Origin of the sequence: Enterobacter dykesii, from assembly GCF_008364625.2 — a bacterium.
Lineage (GTDB): Bacteria > Pseudomonadota > Gammaproteobacteria > Enterobacterales > Enterobacteriaceae > Enterobacter > Enterobacter dykesii.
The window spans coordinates 4,338,112-4,359,863 of the sequence record NZ_CP126604.1; the positions used below are offsets into that span (position 1 = coordinate 4,338,112).

Annotated in this window: 20 protein-coding genes and 4 tRNA genes; 8 read left to right on the top strand and 16 right to left on the bottom strand. The window is 56.8% G+C overall.

From position 1 onward, the window contains the following. Nucleotides 1-62 precede the first annotated feature (62 nt). On the bottom strand, nucleotides 63-932 hold the full coding sequence (gene pldA, locus F0320_RS20730) for a phospholipase A (RefSeq protein WP_126331085.1): 870 nt from the start codon (nucleotides 930-932) through the stop codon (nucleotides 63-65). 163 nt (nucleotides 933-1,095) lie between these two features. Here pldA and yigI point away from each other — a divergent pair, with 163 nt between their 5' ends. Together yigI and rarD are read left to right on the top strand one after the other, a co-directional pair. Continuing rightward, nucleotides 1,096-1,563: an acyl-CoA thioesterase YigI gene (gene yigI / locus F0320_RS20735; RefSeq protein ID WP_008501538.1), complete on the top strand. Its 468-nt coding sequence runs from the start codon at nucleotides 1,096-1,098 to the stop codon at nucleotides 1,561-1,563. A 51-nt stretch (nucleotides 1,564-1,614) separates the two neighbouring features. Then, a complete protein-coding gene (gene rarD / locus F0320_RS20740) occupies nucleotides 1,615-2,511 on the top strand; it encodes an EamA family transporter RarD (RefSeq protein ID WP_023615555.1) in 897 nt (298 codons plus the stop codon). A 52-nt stretch (nucleotides 2,512-2,563) separates the two neighbouring features. On the opposite strand, the gene corA is transcribed toward rarD, so the two are convergent. From corA to lptM, 8 genes are all read right to left on the bottom strand, one after another. Further along, a complete protein-coding gene (gene corA / locus F0320_RS20745; protein WP_008501540.1) occupies nucleotides 2,564-3,514 on the bottom strand; it encodes a magnesium/cobalt transporter CorA in 951 nt (316 codons plus the stop codon). A gap of 151 nt (nucleotides 3,515-3,665) precedes the next feature. After that, nucleotides 3,666-3,722, bottom strand: coding sequence for a YsgD/CorL family protein (ysgD, locus tag F0320_RS20750; protein ID WP_212743980.1), 57 nt, complete (start codon nucleotides 3,720-3,722; stop codon nucleotides 3,666-3,668). A 149-nt stretch (nucleotides 3,723-3,871) separates the two neighbouring features. Next, nucleotides 3,872-6,034: a DNA helicase II gene (gene uvrD, locus F0320_RS20755; RefSeq protein ID WP_032646073.1), complete on the bottom strand. Its 2,163-nt coding sequence runs from the start codon at nucleotides 6,032-6,034 to the stop codon at nucleotides 3,872-3,874. Nucleotides 6,035-6,113: 79 nt separating this feature from the next. Then, the gene (gene yigB, locus F0320_RS20760; protein WP_126331083.1) at nucleotides 6,114-6,830 is read right to left on the bottom strand and encodes a 5-amino-6-(5-phospho-D-ribitylamino)uracil phosphatase YigB; all 717 of its coding nucleotides are present in this window, start codon (nucleotides 6,828-6,830) and stop codon (nucleotides 6,114-6,116) included. Next, nucleotides 6,830-7,732 (bottom strand): tyrosine recombinase XerC, encoded by a 903-nt coding sequence (xerC, locus tag F0320_RS20765; protein ID WP_126331081.1) that lies wholly within the window; start codon nucleotides 7,730-7,732, stop codon nucleotides 6,830-6,832. The genes yigB and xerC overlap by 1 nt, the downstream gene beginning before the upstream one ends. Continuing rightward, nucleotides 7,729-8,436 (bottom strand): DUF484 domain-containing protein, encoded by a 708-nt coding sequence (locus F0320_RS20770; protein ID WP_126331078.1) that lies wholly within the window; start codon nucleotides 8,434-8,436, stop codon nucleotides 7,729-7,731. The genes xerC and F0320_RS20770 overlap by 4 nt, the downstream gene beginning before the upstream one ends. Continuing rightward, entirely contained in the window at nucleotides 8,433-9,257 is an 825-nt protein-coding gene (dapF, locus tag F0320_RS20775; RefSeq protein ID WP_047652220.1) for a diaminopimelate epimerase, read from the bottom strand. The genes F0320_RS20770 and dapF overlap by 4 nt, the downstream gene beginning before the upstream one ends. 35 nt (nucleotides 9,258-9,292) lie before the next feature. After that, on the bottom strand, nucleotides 9,293-9,496 hold the full coding sequence (lptM, locus tag F0320_RS20780; RefSeq protein ID WP_024907980.1) for an LPS translocon maturation chaperone LptM: 204 nt from the start codon (nucleotides 9,494-9,496) through the stop codon (nucleotides 9,293-9,295). A gap of 135 nt (nucleotides 9,497-9,631) precedes the next feature. Between lptM and cyaY the strand changes: the two genes are divergently transcribed. Then, entirely contained in the window at nucleotides 9,632-9,952 is a 321-nt protein-coding gene (gene cyaY / locus F0320_RS20785) for an iron donor protein CyaY (protein ID WP_047345459.1), read from the top strand. Between the two features lie 40 nt (nucleotides 9,953-9,992). Here cyaY and cyaA read toward each other — a convergent pair whose 3' ends face one another. Continuing rightward, nucleotides 9,993-12,536, bottom strand: a complete 2,544-nt coding sequence (gene cyaA, locus F0320_RS20790; protein WP_023309629.1) for a class I adenylate cyclase — start codon at nucleotides 12,534-12,536, stop codon at nucleotides 9,993-9,995. Between the two features lie 350 nt (nucleotides 12,537-12,886). On the opposite strand from cyaA, the gene hemC reads away from it, so the two are divergent. The 5 genes from hemC (at nucleotide 12,887) to F0320_RS20815 (ending at nucleotide 18,368) form a co-directional block, all read left to right on the top strand. Continuing rightward, nucleotides 12,887-13,828 carry a hydroxymethylbilane synthase gene (gene hemC / locus F0320_RS20795; protein WP_148103335.1) on the top strand — a complete coding sequence of 314 codons (942 nt, stop codon included), beginning with the start codon at nucleotides 12,887-12,889 and terminating at the stop codon, nucleotides 13,826-13,828. After that, the gene (gene hemD / locus F0320_RS20800; protein WP_126331074.1) at nucleotides 13,825-14,565 is read left to right on the top strand and encodes a uroporphyrinogen-III synthase; all 741 of its coding nucleotides are present in this window, start codon (nucleotides 13,825-13,827) and stop codon (nucleotides 14,563-14,565) included. Before hemC ends, hemD begins: the two co-directional genes overlap by 4 nt. A 20-nt stretch (nucleotides 14,566-14,585) precedes the next feature. Then, on the top strand, nucleotides 14,586-15,782 hold the full coding sequence (gene hemX, locus F0320_RS20805; RefSeq protein ID WP_126331072.1) for a uroporphyrinogen-III C-methyltransferase: 1,197 nt from the start codon (nucleotides 14,586-14,588) through the stop codon (nucleotides 15,780-15,782). A gap of 2 nt (nucleotides 15,783-15,784) precedes the next feature. Further along, the gene (gene hemY / locus F0320_RS20810) at nucleotides 15,785-16,984 is read left to right on the top strand and encodes a protoheme IX biogenesis protein HemY (protein WP_126331109.1); all 1,200 of its coding nucleotides are present in this window, start codon (nucleotides 15,785-15,787) and stop codon (nucleotides 16,982-16,984) included. Between the two features lie 172 nt (nucleotides 16,985-17,156). Next, a complete protein-coding gene (locus tag F0320_RS20815; protein ID WP_126331070.1) occupies nucleotides 17,157-18,368 on the top strand; it encodes an MFS transporter in 1,212 nt (403 codons plus the stop codon). A gap of 507 nt (nucleotides 18,369-18,875) precedes the next feature. On the opposite strand, the gene F0320_RS20820 is transcribed toward F0320_RS20815, so the two are convergent. The 6 genes from F0320_RS20820 to wecG form a co-directional block, all read right to left on the bottom strand. Further along, nucleotides 18,876-18,952, bottom strand: a tRNA-Pro gene (locus tag F0320_RS20820). 45 nt (nucleotides 18,953-18,997) lie between these two features. Continuing rightward, nucleotides 18,998-19,083 (bottom strand) — tRNA-Leu (locus F0320_RS20825). A gap of 22 nt (nucleotides 19,084-19,105) precedes the next feature. Then, nucleotides 19,106-19,181 (bottom strand) — tRNA-His (locus F0320_RS20830). Nucleotides 19,182-19,245: 64 nt separating this feature from the next. After that, nucleotides 19,246-19,322, bottom strand: a tRNA-Arg gene (locus F0320_RS20835). A gap of 102 nt (nucleotides 19,323-19,424) precedes the next feature. Further along, the gene (gene thrP, locus F0320_RS20840; RefSeq protein ID WP_126331068.1) at nucleotides 19,425-20,810 is read right to left on the bottom strand and encodes a bifunctional threonine/serine APC transporter ThrP; all 1,386 of its coding nucleotides are present in this window, start codon (nucleotides 20,808-20,810) and stop codon (nucleotides 19,425-19,427) included. Nucleotides 20,811-21,007: 197 nt separating this feature from the next. Then, entirely contained in the window at nucleotides 21,008-21,748 is a 741-nt protein-coding gene (gene wecG, locus F0320_RS20845) for a lipopolysaccharide N-acetylmannosaminouronosyltransferase (RefSeq protein ID WP_126331066.1), read from the bottom strand. Nucleotides 21,749-21,752: the final 4 nt, after the last annotated feature.

Below are 21,752 nucleotides of genomic sequence, written 5' to 3' on the forward strand. Positions count from 1 at the left end.
GGCGCTATTTTCAGCGCCTGAGAGAGAAACTTCAACGTTTAACGCAAAAACATTCGAACAGCCTAGAGAATATCGTTCAGCATCACGCCCACGCCGATGCGGGTCTGGTTGAAGTTGTAATCGATAAGCGACTCGCCGTAACCGCTGTACACCTGAGTATAGATGCGGACATGCTTAGTCATTGGATAACTTAAGCCCACTTCCGCACCGCCGTAGCCGGTGTTCCAGTTGTACTGGCCTTTGGCGCTGAGCACGGCATCGCCTAACTGATAGCCGACTTTAAGCTGGTAGTAGCCCATATATTTGGTGATATCCGGGTTGTCATCCGTACTGCCGACCACATACCACGGCTTCACTTCCACCATCCAGTTACCGTTCTGCGCCATCAGACGCGTATAGGCACGGTTCCAGCTGCGGGATGTCGGGTCAGAGCGACCGTTGGAATCGTGGTTAAAGCCCACTTCGACATCGCGCAGCGTCCAGCCCGCAAACTCATAATCCGTTGCAAAACCGAGGAACAGCTGCGGCTCATAGTTGGTTTCACGGAACGGCGAGGACTCTCCGCTGTTAGAGAGCTGCCACCAGGATTTCTGCGTGTAAGACGCCCCGAGCACCGAGTTCGGCCCCAGAATACCGCGCCAGAACGGGAACGCGAGGCTGAGCTGGAACTTCACCTCATCTTTACGCGCATTATCAGACCAGTTATAGGAGCTTATCGCCTCTTTGTTGAGATCGCTGGTCTGGGTGTAAATCACATAGTTGGTGTCATACGGATAGAGCGTGAACGGATTGTCATGCTCCTGAAGAAGGTTCGCGATAATGCTACCGTGAACGGCAGGTTTATCATGCACCTCTTTGATCGTCGCTTCCTGCGCATATGCTGTGAGGGGCAGCGCAACCGCCGCCAGTAACCAGGCCAGATACGTCCGCATCGGGGGTGTTCTCCTGCAAAAGAGTAAAATTAGCTGAATAGTTATGTGGCGAACATTCTACAGACTTCTGCGACAACTGCTGCATCCTCGTTTCTGAAAGTGGAATTCCTTGTTGCCGAGGCATAAAATCAACATTTCGTTAACAATAAGGATGTGATGCCTCATGTCAGCCATGCTTACCGCCGAAGAAGTGTTAAAACTCGTGGGCGAGATTTTTGTCTACCATATGCCGTTTAACCGCGCGCTGGGACTGGAGCTGGAGCGTTACGAGAAAGACTTTGCCCAGCTGAGCTTCAACAACCAGCCGATGATGGTGGGCAACTGGGCGCAAAGTATTTTACACGGCGGCGTGATTGCCTCCGCGCTGGACGTGGCGGCAGGTCTGGTCTGCGTGGGCAGTACGCTGACCCGCCATGACACCATCAACGAAGACGAACTCCGGCAGCGTCTGGCGCGCATGGGCACCATTGATTTACGCGTCGACTATCTTCGCCCGGGGCGCGGAAATCGCTTTACCTGTACCAGCAGCCTGCTGCGCGCGGGGAATAAAGTTGCCGTGGCGCGCGTTGAATTACACAATGAAGAACAGGTGTATATCGCCAGCGCAACCGCCACTTATATGGTGGGTTGAGGCGGCAAAATCGGGTAAAATTAATTCACTTTTTTGTAACGGATTTTCCCGATGGATGCTAAACAGACGCGGCAGGGCGTTTTACTCGCCCTTGCCGCTTATTTTATTTGGGGTATCGCCCCGGCGTATTTCAAGCTTATTGCCTACGTTCCGGCCGATGAGATCCTGACTCACCGCGTTATCTGGTCATTCTTCTTTATGATTGCGCTGATGAGCCTCAGCCGTCAGTGGTCGGGCGTCAAAACGCTGCTGCAAACCCCGAAAAAGATTTTCCTGCTGGCGCTCTCCGCGGTGCTGATTGGCGGCAACTGGCTGCTGTTTATCTGGGCGGTGAATAATCATCACATGCTTGAAGCGAGCCTGGGGTACTTCATTAACCCGCTGGTGAACATCGTGCTGGGGATGATTTTCCTCGGGGAGCGCTTCCGCCGGATGCAGTGGGTGGCGGTGATTCTGGCCTTCTGCGGCGTACTGGTGCAGCTCTGGACCTTCGGCTCGCTGCCGATTATTGCCCTCGGCCTGGCGTTCAGCTTTGCGTTCTACGGCCTGGTGCGTAAGAAGATTGCGGTTGAAGCACAGACGGGGATGCTGTTTGAAACCCTGTGGCTGCTGCCGGTAGCGGCGATTTATCTCTTCGGCATTGCCGACAGCCCAACCAGCCACATGGGCAGCAACCCGTGGTCGCTGAACCTGATGCTGATGGCGGCGGGCGTGGTAACCACCATTCCACTGCTGTGCTTCACCGGTGCAGCGACGCGCCTGCGTCTCTCTACGCTGGGCTTCTTCCAGTACATTGGCCCGACGCTGATGTTCCTGCTGGCGGTGGTGTTTTACGGCGAAGTGCCGGGGGCGGATAAGATGGTGACGTTCGCCTTTATCTGGGTGGCGCTGGCGATTTTCGTCGCCGATGCGATTTATACCCAACGCAGGGTGCGTAAAGGGCTGTAAAGTTGCCCTCACCCTAACCCTCTCCCACAGGGAGAGGGAATTCGCCTCGCTCTTACAGCCAGTTCCGGCGCTTGAAATAGAGATACGGCGCCAGCCCCGCGAGGATCATAAAGATAATCGCCCCCGGATAGCCAAAGCTCCACTTCAGCTCCGGCATAAACTCGAAGTTCATCCCGTAGCTGGAGGCTACCAGCGTCGGCGGCAGGAACACCACGGAAACCACCGAGAAGATCTTGATGATGCGGTTCTGCTCGATGTTGATAAAGCCCATCGCCGCCTGCATCAGGAAGTTCACCTTCTGGAACAGGGATTCGTTGTGCGGCAGCAGGGATTCGATATCTCGTAAGATCTCACGCGCCTGCTCCAACTGACCGCCCGGCAGACGCGCCTTGCGCACCAGGAAGTTCAGCGCGCGCTGGGTATCCATCAGACACAAGCGCACCTTCCAGCCGATATCTTCCAGCTCCGCCAGCGTGGAGAGCGCTTCGTCGTACTCATCGCCCTGATGGCCTTCCATGATCACGCGGCTCAGCTTTTCCAGATCGCTGTAGATGTTTTCAATTTCGTCCGCCAGCTGTTCAATTTTGGTCTCGAACAGATCGAGCAGCAGTTCGTAAGCGTTACCGTCCACCATTGCCTGGCTGCGGGCGCGCATGCGGTAGAGGCGGAATGCCGGCAGCTCACGCTCGCGCAGGGTAAACAGACGGCCGTCGCGAATGGTAAACGCCACGGTGGAGTTACCCGCGTGGTCTTCCGCATCTTCAAAGAAGAAGAAGGAGTGAATATGCAGACCGTCTTCGTCTTCAAAAAAACGCGCGGATGCTTCGATGTCTTCCAGTTCCGGGCGGGTTGCCAGGCTTTGCCCCAGTTCAGATTGTACGCGAAGGCGTTCATCGTCGTCCGGCTCGACCAGATCCACCCATACGGCATCAATGAGGGGCTGTGACTCTTCGGCTTCAAGCCGAGTCAGTCGGTTATTTTCGAGTTGAAATGCGCTCAACATGACCGGGACTCCCAATGCAAAAAATATCGGACAGTTCGGTGGGCACACAGAAACAAATTGGGTTTCAGACCATTAAACAGCCTGACTCAGCGCGACGGGAATAATGCAGGTCGCTGACAACCACTAAGGCCATCAGCAAGAGGAGATAGCCTTAGGAGTTGTTCCTGGATGACAGGGAATTGAGCCAGTATCTACTGGGTGTGTCCAAGGCGAATGTCCTCTTAGCGTAATCGTGCGCGCATGTTACGCCAGCTATAACTGTGGCGTCAACACGCAACGGAACGCTGAAGGGCATTAATTGACCTTCACTGTATAAGGCTAGCAGATTATTACAAAATAATGATATTTTTCTGAATGTTAGACCGTTTCCAGCTTCGCGTAGGCCGCCACCAGCCATTTGATCCCCTGCCCCTGGAACGCCACCTGCAGGCGGCTGTGCTCGCCGCTGCCTTCCAGATTCACAATGGTGCCTTCGCCAAACTTCGAATGGCGCACGCGCTGGCCCAGCTTGTAGCCAGTGTCCGTTTCCGCAATCGGCGAGCCCATACGCTGATGGCTGACCGGACGGCTGATGCTCGCCCGCAGACGCACCTCTTCCACGCACTCCTCCGGCAGTTCGCCGATAAAGCGCGACGGACGGTGATAAACCTCTTTACCGTACAGACGGCGGGTTTCGGCGTAGGTTAGCGTCAGCTTTTGCATCGCGCGCGTTACGCCCACGTAGGCCAGACGACGCTCCTCTTCCAGACGGCCGCCTTCATCCAGCGACATCTGGCTCGGGAACATCCCCTCTTCCATCCCGACGATGAACACCTGCGGGAACTCCAGGCCTTTCGCGGAGTGCAGGGTCATCAGCTGAACCGCATCCTGCCAGGTGTCCGCCTGCCCTTCACCCGCTTCCAGCGCGGCGTGGGAGAGGAACGCCTGCAGCGGCATCAGGTCTTCGTCTTCTTCGTTGTAGCTGAACTGGCGCGTTGCCGTGACCAGTTCCTCTAAGTTCTCAATACGGGTCTGGCCCTTTTCGCCTTTCTCCTGCTCGTACATGGTGCGCAGACCGGAATCTTTAATCACCCGGTCGGTCTGCACGTGCAGCGGCATGTCGGCCGTTTCCTGCGCCAGAGCGTCAATCAGCTCAAGGAAGCGCTGTAATGCGCTGGCGGCGCGTCCAGCGAGGGCTTTTTCCTGCAGCAGCTCGCGGCACGCCTGCCACAGCGTCAGTTGGCGATCGCGCGAGGCCTGACGCACGACGTCCAGCGTGCGGTCGCCAATCCCGCGGGTCGGCGTATTGACCACGCGTTCAAACGCCGCGTCGTCGTTACGGTTCGCAATGAGGCGCAGATACGACAGCGCATCTTTGATTTCCTGACGTTCGAAGAAGCGCATACCGCCGTAAATGCGGTACGGCATGCTCACCTGCAGGAGCGCCTCTTCCAGCACGCGCGACTGGGCGTTGCTGCGGTAGAGAATGGCGCACTGCTCCAGCGCGCCGCCGTTATCCTGCCAGGTTTTGATGCGGTTCACCACGAAGCGGGCTTCGTCGAGTTCGTTGAAGGCGCAGTAGATCGAAATCGGTTCGCCGTCGACGCCGTCGGTCCACAGCTTTTTACCCAGACGCCCGTTGTTGTTTTCAATGAGGGCGTTGGCCGCGCTCAGGATGTTGCTGGTTGAACGGTAGTTCTGCTCCAGACGGATAGTTTCCGCGCCGGGAAAGTCGTTGAGGAAGCGCTGGATGTTCTCCACCTGCGCCCCGCGCCAGCCGTAGATCGACTGGTCATCATCGCCCACGATCATCACCTTGCCGGTATCACCGGCCAGCAGGCGGATCCACGCGTACTGAATGTTGTTGGTATCCTGGAATTCGTCCACCAGAATATTGGTGAAGCGTTCGCGGTAGTGCTGCAGGATGTGCGGTTTGTTGAGCCATAGCTCGTGAGCGCGCAGCAGCAGCTCGGCAAAATCCACCAGACCGGCGCGATCGCACGCTTCCTGATAGGCCTTGTAGACGTTCTGCCAGGTCTGCTCGACCGGGTTGCCGAAGCTCTGAATATGGTGCGGGCGCAGCCCCTCGTCCTTCTGGCCGTTGATGTACCACATCGCCTGACGCGGCGGCCACTGCTTCTCGTCGAGGTTCATCGCCTTGATCAGGCGCTTCAGCAAGCGGAGCTGGTCTTCGCTGTCGAGGATCTGGAAATCCTGCGGCAGATTGGCGTCCATATGGTGCGCGCGCAGCAGGCGGTGCGCCAGGCCGTGGAAGGTGCCAACCCACATGCCGCCCTGGCTGGTGCCCATCAGCTGGGCGATACGGTGGCGCATCTCTGCCGCCGCCTTGTTGGTGAACGTCACCGCCATGATGGAGTACGGGGAGCAGTTCTCCACGCTCTGCAGCCAGGCGATACGGTGAACCAGCACGCGCGTCTTACCACTGCCCGCTCCAGCCAGCACCAGCAGGTTGGTGCGCGAGGCGGCAACCGCGTCACGCTGTTTGTCATTAAGGCTGTCGAGCAGGTAAGAAACGTCCATTGGCACCGTCACGTCATGTCGGGCAGGCGAATGTTTCAACTCGCCAAAACCCTGTTAATTTATACAGAACAATTGATGATTATATCAGCGTCGTGAGGGATGCCAACCGCGAAATTTCCACGTGCGGCAGAAGACGGCTATCGGAGGCGATCATCAGGTCAGCGTTTTCCGGCTTGATCCAGCAGGCCTGCATCCCGCAGCGGATAGCACCGGCCACGTCCGTGGTCAGGTCATCTCCCACGTGCAGAATGTTACCCAGCGGCAGGTTAAGCTTATCTGCCGCCAGATGGTACATATCATTAAATGGCTTCGCGCGCCCGTGCGGGCCCGCGCGCAGCACAAATTCAAAGTAATCGCTCAGGCCAAACAGCTCGGGCTGGGCATTGCCGTTGGTGATGGCCACCAGCGGCCACTTTTCGGCAAGCTTCGCCAGCGTGTCGTGGGTTTCCTGCGGCACGTCGATACGGCTGCGCCATTTGGCAAAGTTTTCCATGGCTGCTTCCGCCCCGATGGCCGCGTCCTGCGCGCTCAGGCCGGCATTGAGCATCGCCTGTTCAACCGCACGACGACGCCATTCGGTCACGTCGTGGTAAATGTCCGGCTCGGTTTCCCGCAGGGACTGGCGCAGCTTCTGGAAGTCCTTGTTCTGTATCGCCTTCAGCGCAGGATGGTAGTTCTGCACAAACGCCAGCGACTCCTGCTCGGTACGCAGGATCACCTCGCGGTTGTCATAAAGAGTGTCATCAAGGTCAAACGTCAGGGCTGAGATCTGACCGAGTGGGCGGTAAAAACGCATTATTTCCCCCGTTTGGCGCGTGGATGCGCCGCGTCATACACCGAGGCAAGGTGCTGGAAGTCTAAGTGGGTATAGATTTGTGTGGTCGACAGGTTCGCGTGGCCAAGCAGTTCCTGCACGCCGCGCAGATCGCCGCTCGACTCAAGCATGTGTGTCGCAAAGGAGTGGCGCAGCTTGTGCGGGTGAACGTGGCTGTTCAGCCCCTGCTTAATGCCCCACTCCGCAAAGCGCTTCTGCACGTTACGCGCCGAGATCCGTTTGCCGAGCTTCGACAGGAACAGCGCATCTTCGTCGGAGCCAAACAGCCCGCGCAGGTCAAGCCAGTGCTCAATCCAGGAAACCGCATTGCGGCCAATCGGCAGGCGGCGCTCTTTGCTGCCCTTACCCATTACCCACACTTCGCCCGATTCCAGATCGAGATGCTTGAGGTCAAGGTTGACGAGTTCAGACAGACGCAGCCCGGCACCGTACATCACCTCCAGCATCGCGCGGTCGCGCACGGCGAGCGGGTCGTTAAGGTCGATATCCAGCAGGCGATTTACGTCGTCAACGTCGATATTTTTAGGCAGATGGCGCGGCGCTTTCGGCGTGGCGATCCCCTTTGCCGGGTTGGCTTTTAAGCCCCCCTGGCTGACCAGCCAGTCGAAGAAACTGCGCAGCGCTGAGAGCCTGAGCGCCAGGCTTGCCGGGCTGAGATTTTTTTTACGGCTACGCACGACGAACCCGCGCACCGTCGCAGCGTCACATTGTTGCCAGCTTTTCAGGCCGATTTCGTCGGCGATCTGCATGATGGCATCAAGCTGACGCTGGTAGTTGAGCAGGGTAATGGGGCTAAGCTGACGCTCCACGCCCAGATAGCGCAGAAAGCGCGAGACGTCATTGGCGAGCAGTCCGTCCGTCATACGCGCTCAATCCAGCGCTCCAGCAGCTCGGGCAGCATCAGGGCAATCTCCTGCAGCAGGTGCGTGGCCTGCCCCTGCTCATAGTGATGCGCGTCGCGGCTGGTAAATAATATGACGCCCAGATCGCCATCGCGCCCCATCAGCGACATCGCCACCGAGCCAATCGCTTTGGCTTCCGGTAACACCACCAGTAGCTCAGGTCCGTTAAGCGGCCCCAGATAGTGGTGCTCATGGCCCAGACGCTGAATGCGCAACGGTTCAAACGCCTGACGGCTCAGCGCCAGATGGGTGAACCCCGACGGCGCGCCGATGCGCCAGCGGTCAGGGAAAAGACGAATCGTTGCGCCCGCCAGCCCCAGCTCCCGGGCCCAGCGGTGGAAGCGGCTGAGGAACTCGTCAAGGCTGTGCGCCGACGCCAGACGCGCCTGCAGATGCAGCAGACGATAGAACAGGCTTTCGTTGGTGCTGGCCTGCTCCATCAGCAGCGTCATATTCTCTTCAAGCTGATTGATGTGGTTGCGCGAGCGCGCCATGTGCCATTCGACCAGCGACACGGTCCCGCGAACCGGATGCGGCACGCGCATCTCTTCGACGACGCGTGCATTGCGAATAAAAAACTCAGGATTGCGCAGCAGATAATCAACAACAGCTCTGTCGTCCAGTTCCGTCACTGTTTCCTGCAGTTCTTCCCCTGGTTGTTTCATAGATGGATAAACCCGTCATAGACATGTGCCGCCGGGCCAGTCATATACAGTGGATGACCCGGTCCTTTCCAGGCGATATCAAGCCGACCGCCCGGTAATTCCACGCGAACCTCTTCAGCCAGTAACCCCTGGGCGATGCCCACGGCCACCGCTGCACAGGCACCGCTTCCGCAGGCCTGCGTCTCGCCCGCGCCGCGCTCGTAAACCCGCAGGCGAATGTGTTCGCGCTTCACCACCTGCATAAAGCCGATGTTCGCGCGCTCCGGGAAACGTTCGTGGCTTTCCAGCACCGGGCCGAGCGTTTCGACCGCGGCGGTTTCCACATCATCAACCTGAATCACGCAGTGTGGGTTACCCATTGAGACGACGCCGCACAATACTGTCTGCTCGGCTGCACGCATAATATAGGTCTTTTCCGCTTTGTTTGCGCGAAACGGCACGACGGAGGGCTCGAAATTAGGCTCGCCCATGTTCACGCGCACCAGCTCATCATCGGTGACGCTGAGCACCATGCGACCATTGGCCGTGCTGACGCGAATATCACGCTTGTTGGTCAGCCCTTTCAGGCGGACAAAGCGGGCAAAACAGCGCGCGCCGTTGCCGCACTGGTTAACTTCGCTGCCGTCCGCGTTAAAAATACGGTAGTGAAAATCGAGGTCGGGATCGTACGGTGGCTCGACCACCAGCAGCTGATCGAACCCCACGCCCAGATGCCGATCCGCCAGGCGACGGATCAGTTCCGGGGAGAAAAACACATTCTGCGTTACCGCGTCGACGACCATAAAATCGTTGCCAAGGCCATGCATTTTAGAGAACTGCATCATTTGCTCCATTGCGCGGGTACAGAACGTTGTCGTCAGAGATTAACCTGAGTCGGGCCACCGTTGTCGCCACGGTCGTTAGTATTTGGCGTGGTAGACTCAATGCCGCTGTTAACCGGTTTCGTCGGCGGCGGCGCGGTTTTATCCGCAGGAGGGAAGTACAGTGGTCCCTTCAGTCCGCAGCCAGTCAGGCTAAACAGCGTGATGAGAACGGCAAGCGTTCGGAAAGCGTTTTTCATTATAAAGTTGCCCGTAAGTTCAAATCTGTTTCTATCATCGCAGGAGAAGACACAAAAGCAAGAGTTTGCCGCTTTCCTGCAACGGGAATTATTTAGGGTTATACTGCCGGCATCACGAAAAACAGGAACAAAACCATGAACGACAGTGAATTCCATCGCCTTGCCGACAACCTGTGGATGACCATCGAAGAGCGTCTTGACGACTGGGACGGCGACAGCGATATCGATTGCGAAATCAACGGCGGCATTCTGACCCTGAGCTTCGAAAATGGCAGCAAAATTATTATTAACCGCCAGGAGCCGCTCCACCAGGTCTGGTTGGCCGCGAAACAGGGCGGCTATCATTTCGATCTGAAAGACGGAGAATGGGTTTGCGACCGCAGCGGCGTCACGTTCTGGGATCTGCTGGAACAGGCAGCGACCGCGCAGGCCGGTGAGGAAGTGAGTTTCAGGTAGTTTTGTTGCCGGGTGGCGCTGCGCTATCCGGCGAAAAGACTCAGGAGAAGTACTGCTGCAACAGCGGCGCGGTGTCCTGATTGGCAGGCGCGGCAGGCGTGACGGCCTGTGTCCGGAACGGGATCACCTGCGTACGACCGTCGACGTTCACAATCTGGTAGAACTGCGGCAGGTTAAAGTTGATAAAGCTTGAGCCGTAGGTGAAACGGTCATGCGAAGAGGAGTAGAAGCGGCTGACGTCGCGCACCAGCTCCTCTTTACTGCCTTCACAATGGTGATACACCTCGGCGCGGTTGGTCTCATCCAGAATGTAGATGTTGAACCCGGCATCGTCGCCCGACTCTTCAAAGAAGAACTGAATAATCCCTTCGCTGGCGAATCCGTCCACTACCTGCGGGAGCTTAACGTGGTTGGTTTCCACCTGCACCGACAGGCCATGCAGCTTGTTGTGTGAAATCGCGCCGTAGAACTCGATGGCGTTTTCCAGCTTCTGTACCGACACGTTCAGGCGTTCGAAGAACAGGCCCCAGGTCTGACCGGAGACGCGCAGCGCCTTAAAGCGCCCGGTTTCCTGGCGAGTACTGGAGAGACGCAGTTCGATACACTCAGAGACCAGCTGCTGCACGCGGGTACGAATTAAACCGCGCAGGTGCTGGCTGTAGCAGAACACCTCAACGCTGTCCGGCGGTGCGGCATCCTGGTGCATCTTGCCGAGAATCGTTTTCAGCGCTTCGATCATTGCCTGCTCACCGTTGAAATGCAGGGTACGCACTTCGTTCCAGGAGTTGCGGTACAGCAGATCCACACTGCCTACCAGGCAGTTTTGCTGCTCGCCAAAGCTAAAGACGTCCAGCTTGCGGAAGTCAAAGTGAACCACCTGATTGCGGAAGGCCGCCGTCGGGTCGTATTCCAGGTTGACGATAATTGCCAGATGGCGAATTTCGCACGGGCTGTAGAGCGCTTTCGGCGTTGGGGCAGGCAGACGCAGCGGGAAATGGTGCGACACATCCGCGACCATCTCCTGCAGCTTAGCGAGATCGACCACCTCGTTGCCTTTGATAAACAGGCGCGTGCGCGAGGTCAGCAGGCCGTTAAACCAGGCCCAGGCCACCAGCTTGTTCAGGTAGCGGTTATACTCCAGCGGCTGATGGCTGATGATGGAATCCATGCTTGGCGCACGGTTGTACAGATACCACCCGGTGCGGTTCGCGCGGCCCGGCGGCACGTAGATAAAGGTCAGGTTCGGTTCTGACAGGTCAGGCGAAATCTGCGGGTTAACCAGGGTGACTTTACCCGGCAGCGCTTCAAACGCGGCGTACAGCTTACGGGTTAATACCCCGATGTCCTGCGGGCTGGCGGAAACGCTGAGGTTGTTACGGCGCGCAAAGCGGATCAGGTTACGGTAGCTTTGCATCATCGCATCGAGCAGTTCGTTGTGCGCTTCACGCACCTGATCGATTTTCCAGTTGGCCCGGTTGTCGAGCATGGACAGACGCGCTTCGTCCCATCCCCACTCTTTCACTAACTGACTGACCACTTCACGACGCCAGCCCACGCAGGCGCGCTCGCGGCTCAATTTCTCACAAACTTTGAGATAGAAACATCGACGCACCAGGTCAAGACGCGTGGTGTCATCAATGGCTTTCAGGTATTCGGTCACGCGCTCCAGCATCATGCAGTAGGCGTCCAGCCCGAAGGAGACGATCTCCCCGTCGTGCAGACGCTGCTTGATATCTTTCGCCAGCAGGCGCGGCGTGGGGTATTCCCAGGAATAGGCTTCCAGCAGCAGCGTTTTCAGCACCGCTTTGTACGGCGAGTCGATACTCTTATAGAGCTGCCAGAGGCTTGCGCCAAAGTACTCTTCGGCTGACAGAGAGCTGAGGCCGCCGAGGTCCAGCCATTCGTTTGGCGTCAGTACACCCTGCGCGTAAAGCGACATGACGTAGTCATCGTAATGCTCTTCTTCTTCGCACGGGACCATATTCCACAGAATACGCTTCCCGGCCAGACGCACAGCAGTACGGTAAAATTCATCCAGCAGTAAGATGTGCTGAGTCGAGCCGCAGTCCTCACCACCCAGACTGCCGCTTTCGTTATGGCGGAAACGGTTTTCATCAATCAGGAAGAAGCTTACTTCCACGCCGAGCGAGGCCGCCCAGCTCTCCAGCAGGCTGCACTTGCGTTGCAGCAGCTGACGCTCGTCGTTATCGAGCCAGGACTGATGGCAGACCCAGATGTCCAGGTCCGAAGAACAGCTTTGCCCTACCGATGAGGTGCTCCCCATAGAGTAAACGCCGGTAATCGGCAGTTCACCTTTTGGAGACTCCTGTGGCGGCATGCCGCGGTAGAGTTCCAGTTCGTTGAGGTAATGCTGTTGGGTTTCATCAGGCGTGAAAAGGCAAATGCCCTGGGGAACGTTACCGTCAAGGTAGCCAGGCATTAGCGGATGGTGATAGTGCAATAATGTCGGCAGCAGACTGTATACCTGCTGGAAAGCAGGGCCCATGGCAGCAAGCGCGCGATCCACACGCAGTTGATTAATGGCATCCAGTCTCTGTTTCAGAGTCTCAATATAGAGGTACAAGACGTATCGCCTGATGTTTCCGGGTGTCGCAAGCTATTCAAAACACGAATAACAGCGGACCCGCAGTATTTCAAAAAGATAACCGTTACCCTTTTTCGCCCTTATCATTTTTGGTGGTAGCGACGAAAAAATGGTCTAAAACGTGATCAATTTAACACCTTGCCGGTTGACCGTAAAGAAAGATGCGCTACATACAAGTGTAGCACCGTTCTGTACGTGTAAATTCCTGAATACGGCTATGGCTGACGAATACGCCGCCTTGTCCCTCTCACGCTTCATCAACCGTAAAACTGCCATCCCAGAGTCAACAATGTTAGGATGGTTAGCGATTGATAATGACGGTAACAAGCATGTTAGACAATGTTTTGAGAATTGCCACACGCCAAAGCCCCCTCGCGCTCTGGCAGGCACATTATGTGAAGCAGCGCCTTGAAGCCTGCCACAGTGGATTGCGCGTCGAGCTGGTGCCGATGGTCACGCGCGGTGACGTGATCCTCGATACGCCTCTGGCGAAAGTGGGCGGCAAAGGCCTGTTTGTCAAAGAACTGGAACTGGCATTGCTTGAGAACCGCGCCGATATCGCCGTACATTCAATGAAAGACGTGCCCGTCGAGTTCCCGGAAGGGCTGGGGCTGGTGACCATCTGCGAGCGCGAAGATCCGCGCGATGCGTTTGTCTCCAACCGCTATGACTCGCTCGACGCGCTGCCGGAGGGTAGCGTGGTTGGCACGTCCAGTTTACGCCGTCAGTGTCAGCTGGCAGAGCGCCGTCCTGACCTGATCATTCGCTCGCTGCGCGGTAACGTCGGCACGCGTCTGGGCAAGCTGGATAACGGCGATTACGATGCCATTATCCTCGCCGTTGCCGGCCTGAAGCGTTTGGGGCTGGAGTCGCGCATTCGCGTGGCGATGCCGCCAGAACTGTCGCTGCCGGCCGTGGGCCAGGGCGCCGTCGGCATCGAGTGCCGTCTGGACGATGCGCGTACCCGCGAACTGCTCGCACCGCTGAACCATGACGAGACCGCTATTCGCGTAAAAGCCGAGCGTGCGATGAATACCCGCCTCGAAGGGGGATGTCAGGTACCGATTGGCAGCTATGCTGAATTAACAGATGGCGAACTGTGGCTGCGTGCGCTGGTGGGCGCTCCGGACGGTTCGCAGATGGTACGCGGCGAACGTCGCGGTAAAGCGCAAGATGCCGAGCAGCTTGGCGTGTCGCTGGCGGAAGAGCTGCTGGATAACGGCGCCCGCGAGATTCTGGCTGACGTTTATAATGGAGAGCCCCCTGCATGAGTATTCTTGTCACCCGCCCTTCTCCCGCAGGAGAGCAGTTAGTGAGCCGTCTGCGCACACTGGGGCAGGTGGCCTGGAGTTTTCCGCTCATTGAATTCTCCCCCGGTCGGGAGCTCTCCGCGCTCGCCGACCAGATGAATACCCTTCAGGAAGGCGACCTGCTGTTTGCGCTGTCGCAACATGCCGTGGAATTTGCCCACGCACAGCTGCAACAGCAGGGTTTGACCTGGCCAGCCGCTCCCCGCTATTTCGCGATTGGCCGCACAACGGCACTGGCGCTGCATACCGTAAGCAGCGCGGACGTTCGTTACCCGTTAGATCGGGAAATCAGCGAAGTCTTGCTACAATTACCTGAATTACAAACTATTGCCGGAAAGCGTGCGCTCATTTTGCGCGGCAACGGTGGTCGCGAGCTGCTGGGCGAAACGCTGCGTGAACGCGGTGCAGACGTTACGTTCATTGAGTGCTATCAGCGCTGTGCAAAACACTATGATGGCGCGGAAGAGGCGATGCGCTGGCACGCGCGCGGCATTAATACGCTGGTGGTCACCAGCGGTGAAATGTTACAACAGATTTGGTCGCTGATACCGCTCTGGTATCGCGAAAACTGGTTACTCCGCTGTCGGCTTCTGGTCGTCAGTGAGCGTCTGGCGAACCAGGCCCGGGAACTGGGCTGGCAGGATATTCGGATCGCTGATAACGCCGACAACGATGCGCTGCTGCGCGCATTACAATAACTCTCAAATGGGAAGCCATAATGACGGAACACGACAAATCCTCCGCCGTGGTTGAAGAGACCAGGGAGACTGTGGAAACGACGCCACAGCCAGAGACGACAGAGAAAACCGCTGAGAAGAAAAACGGCAGCAACAAAACGAGCCTCGCGCTGAGCGCGATTGCCATCGCCATTGCGCTGGCAGCAGGGGTTGGCCTGTACGGTCTGGTGAAGCAACAGGGCGCTAACCAGACGTCCACCAGCGATGCGCTGGTGAATCAGCTTACTGCCCTGCAAAAAGCGCAGGAGACGCAGAAAACCGAGCTGGAAACGGTGATTAAGCAGCAGGCCGCCGCGCTTGCCGAGGCGAACAGCAAACAGGAAGAGCTGACTAAACAGCTGGGCGAAGTGCAGCAGAAAGTCGCCACGATTTCCGGCACCGATGCCAAAACCTGGCTGCTCTCGCAGGCTGACTTCCTGGTGAAGCTCGCCGGACGTAAGCTCTGGAGCGATCAGGACGTCACCACTGCCGCCGCGCTGCTGAAAAGCGCCGATGCGAGCCTGGCAGACATGAACGACCCGAGCCTTATCACCGCGCGTCGCGCGATCACCGAAGACATCGCCAGTCTCTCCGCCGTCTCGCAGGTGGATTACGACGGCATTATCCTCAAGGTGAACCAGCTGTCGAATCAGATTGATAACCTGCAGCTGGCGGATAACAACGACGACGACTCCCCGATGGATTCCGACGGTACCGAGCTTTCCAGCTCCCTGAGCGAATGGCGCATAAACCTGCAGAAAAGCTGGCAGAACTTTATGGACAGCTTCATCACTATCCGCCGTCGCGACGAAACCGCCGTGCCGCTGCTGGCACCGAACCAGGATATCTATCTACGCGAGAACATTCGTTCCCGCCTGCTGGTGGCGGCTCAGGCCGTGCCGCGTCATCAGGAAGAGACCTACAAACAGGCGCTGGATAACGTCTCGACGTGGGTACGCGCCTACTACAACACCGATGATGCGACGACCACCGCCTTCCTCGAAGACATTGATAAGCTGAGCCAGCAGAACATCACCATGAACGTTCCGGATAAGCTGGCCAGCCAGCCGATTCTGGAGAAGCTGATGCAGACGCGCGTGCGTAACCTGCTGGCGCAGCCGGGCGTGCCGGCAGAGCCGTCGGGCGGAGCGGCACCAGCTCCGGCTCCGGCGCCTGAAAGCGCACCACAAGGAGAGTAATGATGCTAAAAGTTCTCTTACTCTTCATCCTGCTGATCGCCGGGATCGTGCTGGGACCCATGCTTGCGGGTCATCAGGGTTACGTCCTGATCCAGACGGATAACTACAACATTGAAACCAGCGTAACCGGCCTGACGATCATTCTGATCCTCGGCGTGGTGGTGCTGTTTGCGATCGAGTGGATCCTGCGCCGCATTTTCCGCACCGGTGCCCACACGCGCGGCTGGTTCGTTGGCCGTAAACGCCGCCGCGCCCGCAAGCAGACCGAACAGGCGCTGCTTAAGCTTGCCGAGGGTGACTATCAGCAGGTTGAAAAGCTGATGTCGAAAAACGCCGACCATGCCGAACAGCCGGTGGTGAATTATCTGCTCGCTGCCGAAGCGGCGCAGCAGCGCGGTGACGAAGCCCGCGCCAATCAGCATCTGGAGCGGGCGGCAGAGCTGGCTCACGGCGACCCGATTCCGGTAGAAATCACGCGCGTTCGCCTGCAGCTGGCGCGCAATGAAAATCACGCGGCGCGTCACGGTATCGATCGCCTGCTGGAAGTTGCGCCACGTCATCCGGAAGTGCTGCGTCTTGCCGAGCAGGCGTATATTCGTACCGGCGCCTGGGGTTCGCTGCTGGACATCATTCCGTCGATGGCGAAGGCCGAGGTGGGCGACGATGAACATCGTGATGAGCTTCAGCGTCTGGCATGGATTGGCCTGATGGATCAGGCGCGCGCCGACCTGGGCAGCGACGGTCTGAAAACGTGGTGGAAGAATCAGAGCCGTAAAACGCGTCAGCAGGTTCCTCTGCAGGTTGCCATGGCGGAACATCTTATTGAATGTGACGATCATGACACGGCTCAGGAGATCCTCCTCGACGGCCTGAAGCGCCAGTATGACGATCGTCTGGTGATGGTGATCCCGCGCCTGAAAACCAATAATCCTGAGCAAATCGAAAAAGTGCTGCGACAGCAGATTAAAGCCGTTGGGGATCGCCCGCTGCTGTGGAGCACGCTCGGTCAATCGCTGATGAAGCACGGCGAATGGCAGGAGGCGAGCCTCGCCTTCCGCGCGGCGCTGAAGCAGCGTCCGGACGCGTTTGACTACGCGTGGCTTGCCGATGCGCTGGAAAAACAGCATAAGCCGGAAGAGGCAGCCGCCATGCGTCGTGATGGGTTGCTGTTAACGCTGCAAAATAACGGTACGCAGCAGTAAATAAAAAGGAGGCCAGAGGGCCTCCTTTTTTTATCGCCTTTCTCCTGCTACATTCTTTTCACCCACATCCGCAAACGAATCCGCCAATGTAACGATGTCTTTTCATTAACCTTTTTTCACACACGCGCACATTTTGCAGCGTGGACTAAATCGTTTTTGAAAGGAAATCTCCATGAACTCGCTTTTGTATGCGCTTATTCAGGCGCTGCGCTGCCACCGCTGGCTGCGCCTGCTTGCCTGCGCTTTTATCTTTTCTTCACTGGGGAATGGTTTAACCCAGGTTGTAGTCTTCGGTTTGCTGCTAGCGTGGTCAGCCCCGCCCGCTCTGCTCACTCTCGCTTTTCTTTTCGCTACGGTACCAGGATTCATCGGCAGTATCTTCGGCGAAAAGCTGTGCTCGCGCTTTTCACCGATATCCCTGCTGATACTGACCGAGGGGCTGGGTCTGCTCGCCCTGCTCTTTCCCCTGCTTGGCGTGGGTTACCACAGCGTTGCCGCATTGCTCGCCGTGCAATCCACCGAAGCCCTGCTCAGCGGGATGAGCTGGCCCGCGCTGACATTGCTCTTTAAGCGCGGACTTAGCGAAGCAGAGCTGCCCGCTGCAACCTGTCTGGAAAATGTGATTTTTGCTTCTCAAGTGTTGTTAGGGACCGGACTCGGCGTGCTGCTGTTTCAGAAGACATCCGTGTTTACCCTGCTGGCCATTGATGCCGCCAGCTTTTTTGGGTCACTGTTACTGCTATGGCTGGCTGGGCGTCGGTTTTCTCCGACACCTGGCCCCACCACTATGGAAAAGGGGGATTCTGCAACATTACGCTGGCAGGCGTTGACCGTTCGGCAGAAACGCAGCCTGCTCATCCTGCCGGCGCTGGCCGCCGTCGGCTCACCGGCGATGGCGCTTCTTCCGGCACTGGCCCAGCAGCTCCGTCCTCAGGATGCGGCGGGCCTTGCTTTGCCTCTGCTTTTCGCGAGGAGTCTGGGGCAGCTTTGTGGCCCCCTGCTGCTAAAAAAAGAGAGCCTGACGCGCATTGCGGCCCACACGCCGCGAATAATCGTTTGCCTGAGCATCTTTCTGGCCGCTTATGACATGCTGCCGTTTTTGTCCGGGTGGACGTTATGCGCGCTGGGGATGATCTTTATCGCGCATCTGCCCTCAAATATTCTCTTCGCAGCGGGCACGTTTGGCGTACTCAGTAGTTTTCCTCTCACGCAAACCGCTTCGGCCAGCGGTAAAGCCTGGCGCTGGCAAACGCTCAGCGCCTCTCTTTTCACCGGCATTGCAGCGGCGGTGGCTTCAGGATTTGGCTCAGTACAGGCGCTCTATGCTGTCTCTGCATCGGCCCTGCTGATGGTTGCCCTGATCATGCGCCTGTATCGGGAATAAGGCATAAAAAAACGCCTGCTATAAAAGCAGGCGTTAAAACAGGTCTGTAAGACAACATATTTGGTGCTTCACTCAACGTTGTGTCCATGGTGTCTGATGAGGCCGAAGCGACATCTGTCAGTGGACGATAAGCACCGTAAATGGCTCTGCGTCATTCCTGAGTTTATGAGGCACTAAGGCGAACATAAGAGATGGAATGAGCATCTACACGTATATTATTGCACGTAACGTGCCAACATGACACCCAGATCTTTTACATAACGCAACATTTTAAGATAAAAGGAAATTATGCTGCTATGCGCCGTCTTAGGCTCTACAACGTATCGGTAAAAGGCGGGAATATGTCGCCAGGAGGAGACAGCAAAACCCATAAATAGTTATTTATTTAATTTTCAATGAGTTGCATGTCGCTGGATTGCGACAAAGAAAAAGGGCGCTGTCGGGGCATGACTACAGGGGTGAGAAGCCGGAGAAAACAAAAAACCCCGCCGAAGCGGGGTTCAAAATTGGTCGGCGAGAGAGGATTCGAACCTCCGACCCACTGGTCCCAAACCAGTTGCGCTACCAAGCTGCGCTACTCGCCGATGTACTGCTTTTTGAATTTTTAGTTCAATTCATTTAAAAAGTCGTGGTGCGAGGGGGGGGACTCGAACCCCCACATCCAAAGGACACTAACACCTGAAGCTAGCGCGTCTACCAATTCCGCCACCTTCGCAATTCACAACTCTTTCAAATAATGGGGTGGCTAATGGGATTCGAACCCACGACAACTGGAATCACAATCCAGGGCTCTACCAACTGAGCTATAGCCACCACTGTATTCTTTCACGCGGTACTGACTACTTCTCAGACCACCGCAGCTCCAGCACCGGGTTAATGGTGCGCCCGACAGGATTCGAACCTGAGACCTCTGCCTCCGGAGGGCAGCGCTCTATCCAGCTGAGCTACGGGCGCTTAGCGCCGTTGCGGGGCTGGATATTACGTACCTCCGTCCCCGCTGTCTAGTGCTTTTTTGAAAAAAATGCGCGTTTGGTTATGGTTTGCACATTTTGCCGCTTATTCCTCCACTTTATGCGTGGTGGCGCGGCGACCCAGGCCAAAAAGCTTATATGCGGCCGTCACAGCCGCCAGGAAGATCATCCCGACAAACAGCGACATGCGGGTATCTTCATTAAAGTACATGCCGATTAATACACAAATCAGGAACGCCATCGTCAAATAGTTCGCATAGGGGAACAGAATTGAGCGGAACGGATGGTTTTCGATCGCTTTTTTATGCGCATGGCGGAAACGTAGCTGGCTGATGAGGATAACGAACCACGGCACCATGCCCGGCAGTACGCTGGCGCTGTAGACGTAAACGAATACGCGCTGCGGGTTAGGAATGATGTAATTCAGGCAAGAGCCAATCAGCAGGATTACAATGGAGACAGCCACACCCGCCACCGGTACGCCGGCACGTGAGACTTTACTCATCGCCGCAGGCAGCTGGTTATTCTTCGAAAGCGCATAGAGCATACGCCCGCAGCTGTACATCCCGCTGTTACAGCCTGACAGCGCTGCCGTCAGGACCACAAAGTTGATGATACCCGCCGCCGCCGTGATACCAATTTTGGCAAAGGTTAATACAAACGGGCTACCCGTCGTGCCAATTTCGTTCCACGGGAAGATGGTCACGATGACGAAGATCGCGCCCACATAGAAAATCAGGATGCGCCACAGCACTTTGCCCACCGCGCTACGCAGCGTGACCTGCGGGTTTTTCGCTTCACCGGCGGTAATACCGATCAGCTCCACGCCCTGATACGAGGCCACAACGATACACAGCGCCGTCAGGAAGCCCTTCCAGCCGCCGGCAAAGAAGCCGCCGTTTTCGGTCAGGTTGCCAAAGCCGATAGCGTGCCCACCGTTGCCAAAGCCGAAGAAAATCACGCCCAGGCCGACGACAATCATCACGATGATCGTGGTGACTTTGATCATTGCGAACCAGAACTCAATTTCACCGTAAAGGCGCACGGCTGCCAGGTTTGCCAGCGCCACCAGCCCCACGGCAATGAGCGCGGGTATCCACTGGACCATGTCCGGGAACCAGAACTGGACGTAGACCCCTATCGCGGTGATCTCTGAGATGCCCACCGCCATCCACATAAACCAGTATGACCAGGCCGTCAGGTAGCCGAAGAACGGGCTCATATAGCGATGCGCGTAAACGGCGAAAGAGCCGGTTACCGGCTCCAGGAAGAGCATTTCGCCCATGGAACGCATAATGAAGAAAACAAACAGCCCGGCGATAATATACGCCAGTAATACGGAAGGGCCTGCCCATTTGAGCGTGCTTGCGGAGCCCATAAACAGGCCCACGCCGATAGTGCCGCCCAGCGCTATCAGTTCAATATGACGAGCTTCCAGCCCACGCTGTAGCTCCGGTTGTTTCTCTGCCATAGATCCTCGATTGTGTTTGCTGTTTCCCGGCTTAATACCGGGTATTGTTTTTTAGGGGTACTAAAATACGGAGCGAATGGTTTCCTAAAATCTGCCAAATGGCAAACGATGCATTAAAAAAATGAATGCATTGCACAGATTATCAGCAGTTTTGCAGGCGAGTTGCAGCGCGAATAGCATATCGCGCTACATTTTGATTACATTTTCCCGGTGTAATGCCAGGCGAGGTAGCGAAGCAGACGGATCTGTCGTTTAATGCGCGTCGGTTGCGATAGCAGGCGGTACAGCCACTCCAGCCCCAAATTTTGCCAGACCTTAGGCGCACGCTTAACGTGGCCGGTAAAGACGTCGTACGTGCCGCCGACGCCCATGTAGAGGGCATCAGGACAGACCAGACGGCAGTCGCGCATCAGGATCTCCTGGCGCGGGGAGCCCATCGCCACGGTGACAATTTTCGCCCCGCTGTCACGAACGCGCTCAAACAGAGCCTGTCGATCTTCCGGTTTGAAGTAACCATCCTGGCTGCCGACAATATTAACATTCCATTGACGACGCAGTTTCTCCTCCGTCTGGGCCAGTATCTCCGGCTTTCCGCCAATCAGGAACACGGGCATACCCTGCACACCGGCGCGGGCCATAAGCTGCTCCCAGAGATCGGCCCCCGCCACGCGGGATACATTAGCGTCAGGATACTTTTTACGGATAGAGCGGACCACGCTGATCCCGTCCGCGTATTTAAATTCAGCCGCTTCAATCAGGCTTTTAACTTCCGCATTATCCTCAACCGCCAGCATTTTTTCCGCGTTGATGGCCACCAGCGTACCGGATTTCATCTTGCCGTCGGCGAACAGAAAGTCCAGCGCGTGCTGCATGTCACGCCAGCCAATAAGCTGCAGGCCACGTAGCGCATAGCGCGGTGCAGAAATTTTATCAGTCATTACT

Excerpts from the sequence above, each read along its gene's own strand:
- pldA (WP_126331085.1), bottom strand. The coding sequence starts at position 932 with ATGCGGACGTATCTGGCCTGGTTACTGGCGGCGGTTGCGCTGCCCCTC.
- yigI (WP_008501538.1), top strand. The coding sequence starts at position 1,096 with ATGTCAGCCATGCTTACCGCCGAAGAAGTGTTAAAACTCGTGGGCGAG.
- rarD (WP_023615555.1), top strand. The coding sequence starts at position 1,615 with ATGGATGCTAAACAGACGCGGCAGGGCGTTTTACTCGCCCTTGCCGCT.
- corA (WP_008501540.1), bottom strand. The coding sequence starts at position 3,514 with ATGTTGAGCGCATTTCAACTCGAAAATAACCGACTGACTCGGCTTGAA.
- uvrD (WP_032646073.1), bottom strand. The coding sequence starts at position 6,034 with ATGGACGTTTCTTACCTGCTCGACAGCCTTAATGACAAACAGCGTGAC.
- yigB (WP_126331083.1), bottom strand. The coding sequence starts at position 6,830 with ATGCGTTTTTACCGCCCACTCGGTCAGATCTCAGCCCTGACGTTTGAC.
- xerC (WP_126331081.1), bottom strand. The coding sequence starts at position 7,732 with ATGACGGACGGACTGCTCGCCAATGACGTCTCGCGCTTTCTGCGCTAT.
- F0320_RS20770 (WP_126331078.1), bottom strand. The coding sequence starts at position 8,436 with ATGAAACAACCAGGGGAAGAACTGCAGGAAACAGTGACGGAACTGGAC.
- dapF (WP_047652220.1), bottom strand. The coding sequence starts at position 9,257 with ATGCAGTTCTCTAAAATGCATGGCCTTGGCAACGATTTTATGGTCGTC.
- lptM (WP_024907980.1), bottom strand. The coding sequence starts at position 9,496 with ATGAAAAACGCTTTCCGAACGCTTGCCGTTCTCATCACGCTGTTTAGC.
- cyaY (WP_047345459.1), top strand. The coding sequence starts at position 9,632 with ATGAACGACAGTGAATTCCATCGCCTTGCCGACAACCTGTGGATGACC.
- hemC (WP_148103335.1), top strand. The coding sequence starts at position 12,887 with ATGTTAGACAATGTTTTGAGAATTGCCACACGCCAAAGCCCCCTCGCG.
- hemD (WP_126331074.1), top strand. The coding sequence starts at position 13,825 with ATGAGTATTCTTGTCACCCGCCCTTCTCCCGCAGGAGAGCAGTTAGTG.
- hemX (WP_126331072.1), top strand. The coding sequence starts at position 14,586 with ATGACGGAACACGACAAATCCTCCGCCGTGGTTGAAGAGACCAGGGAG.
- hemY (WP_126331109.1), top strand. The coding sequence starts at position 15,785 with ATGCTAAAAGTTCTCTTACTCTTCATCCTGCTGATCGCCGGGATCGTG.
- F0320_RS20815 (WP_126331070.1), top strand. The coding sequence starts at position 17,157 with ATGAACTCGCTTTTGTATGCGCTTATTCAGGCGCTGCGCTGCCACCGC.
- thrP (WP_126331068.1), bottom strand. The coding sequence starts at position 20,810 with ATGGCAGAGAAACAACCGGAGCTACAGCGTGGGCTGGAAGCTCGTCAT.
- wecG (WP_126331066.1), bottom strand. The coding sequence starts at position 21,748 with ATGACTGATAAAATTTCTGCACCGCGCTATGCGCTACGTGGCCTGCAG.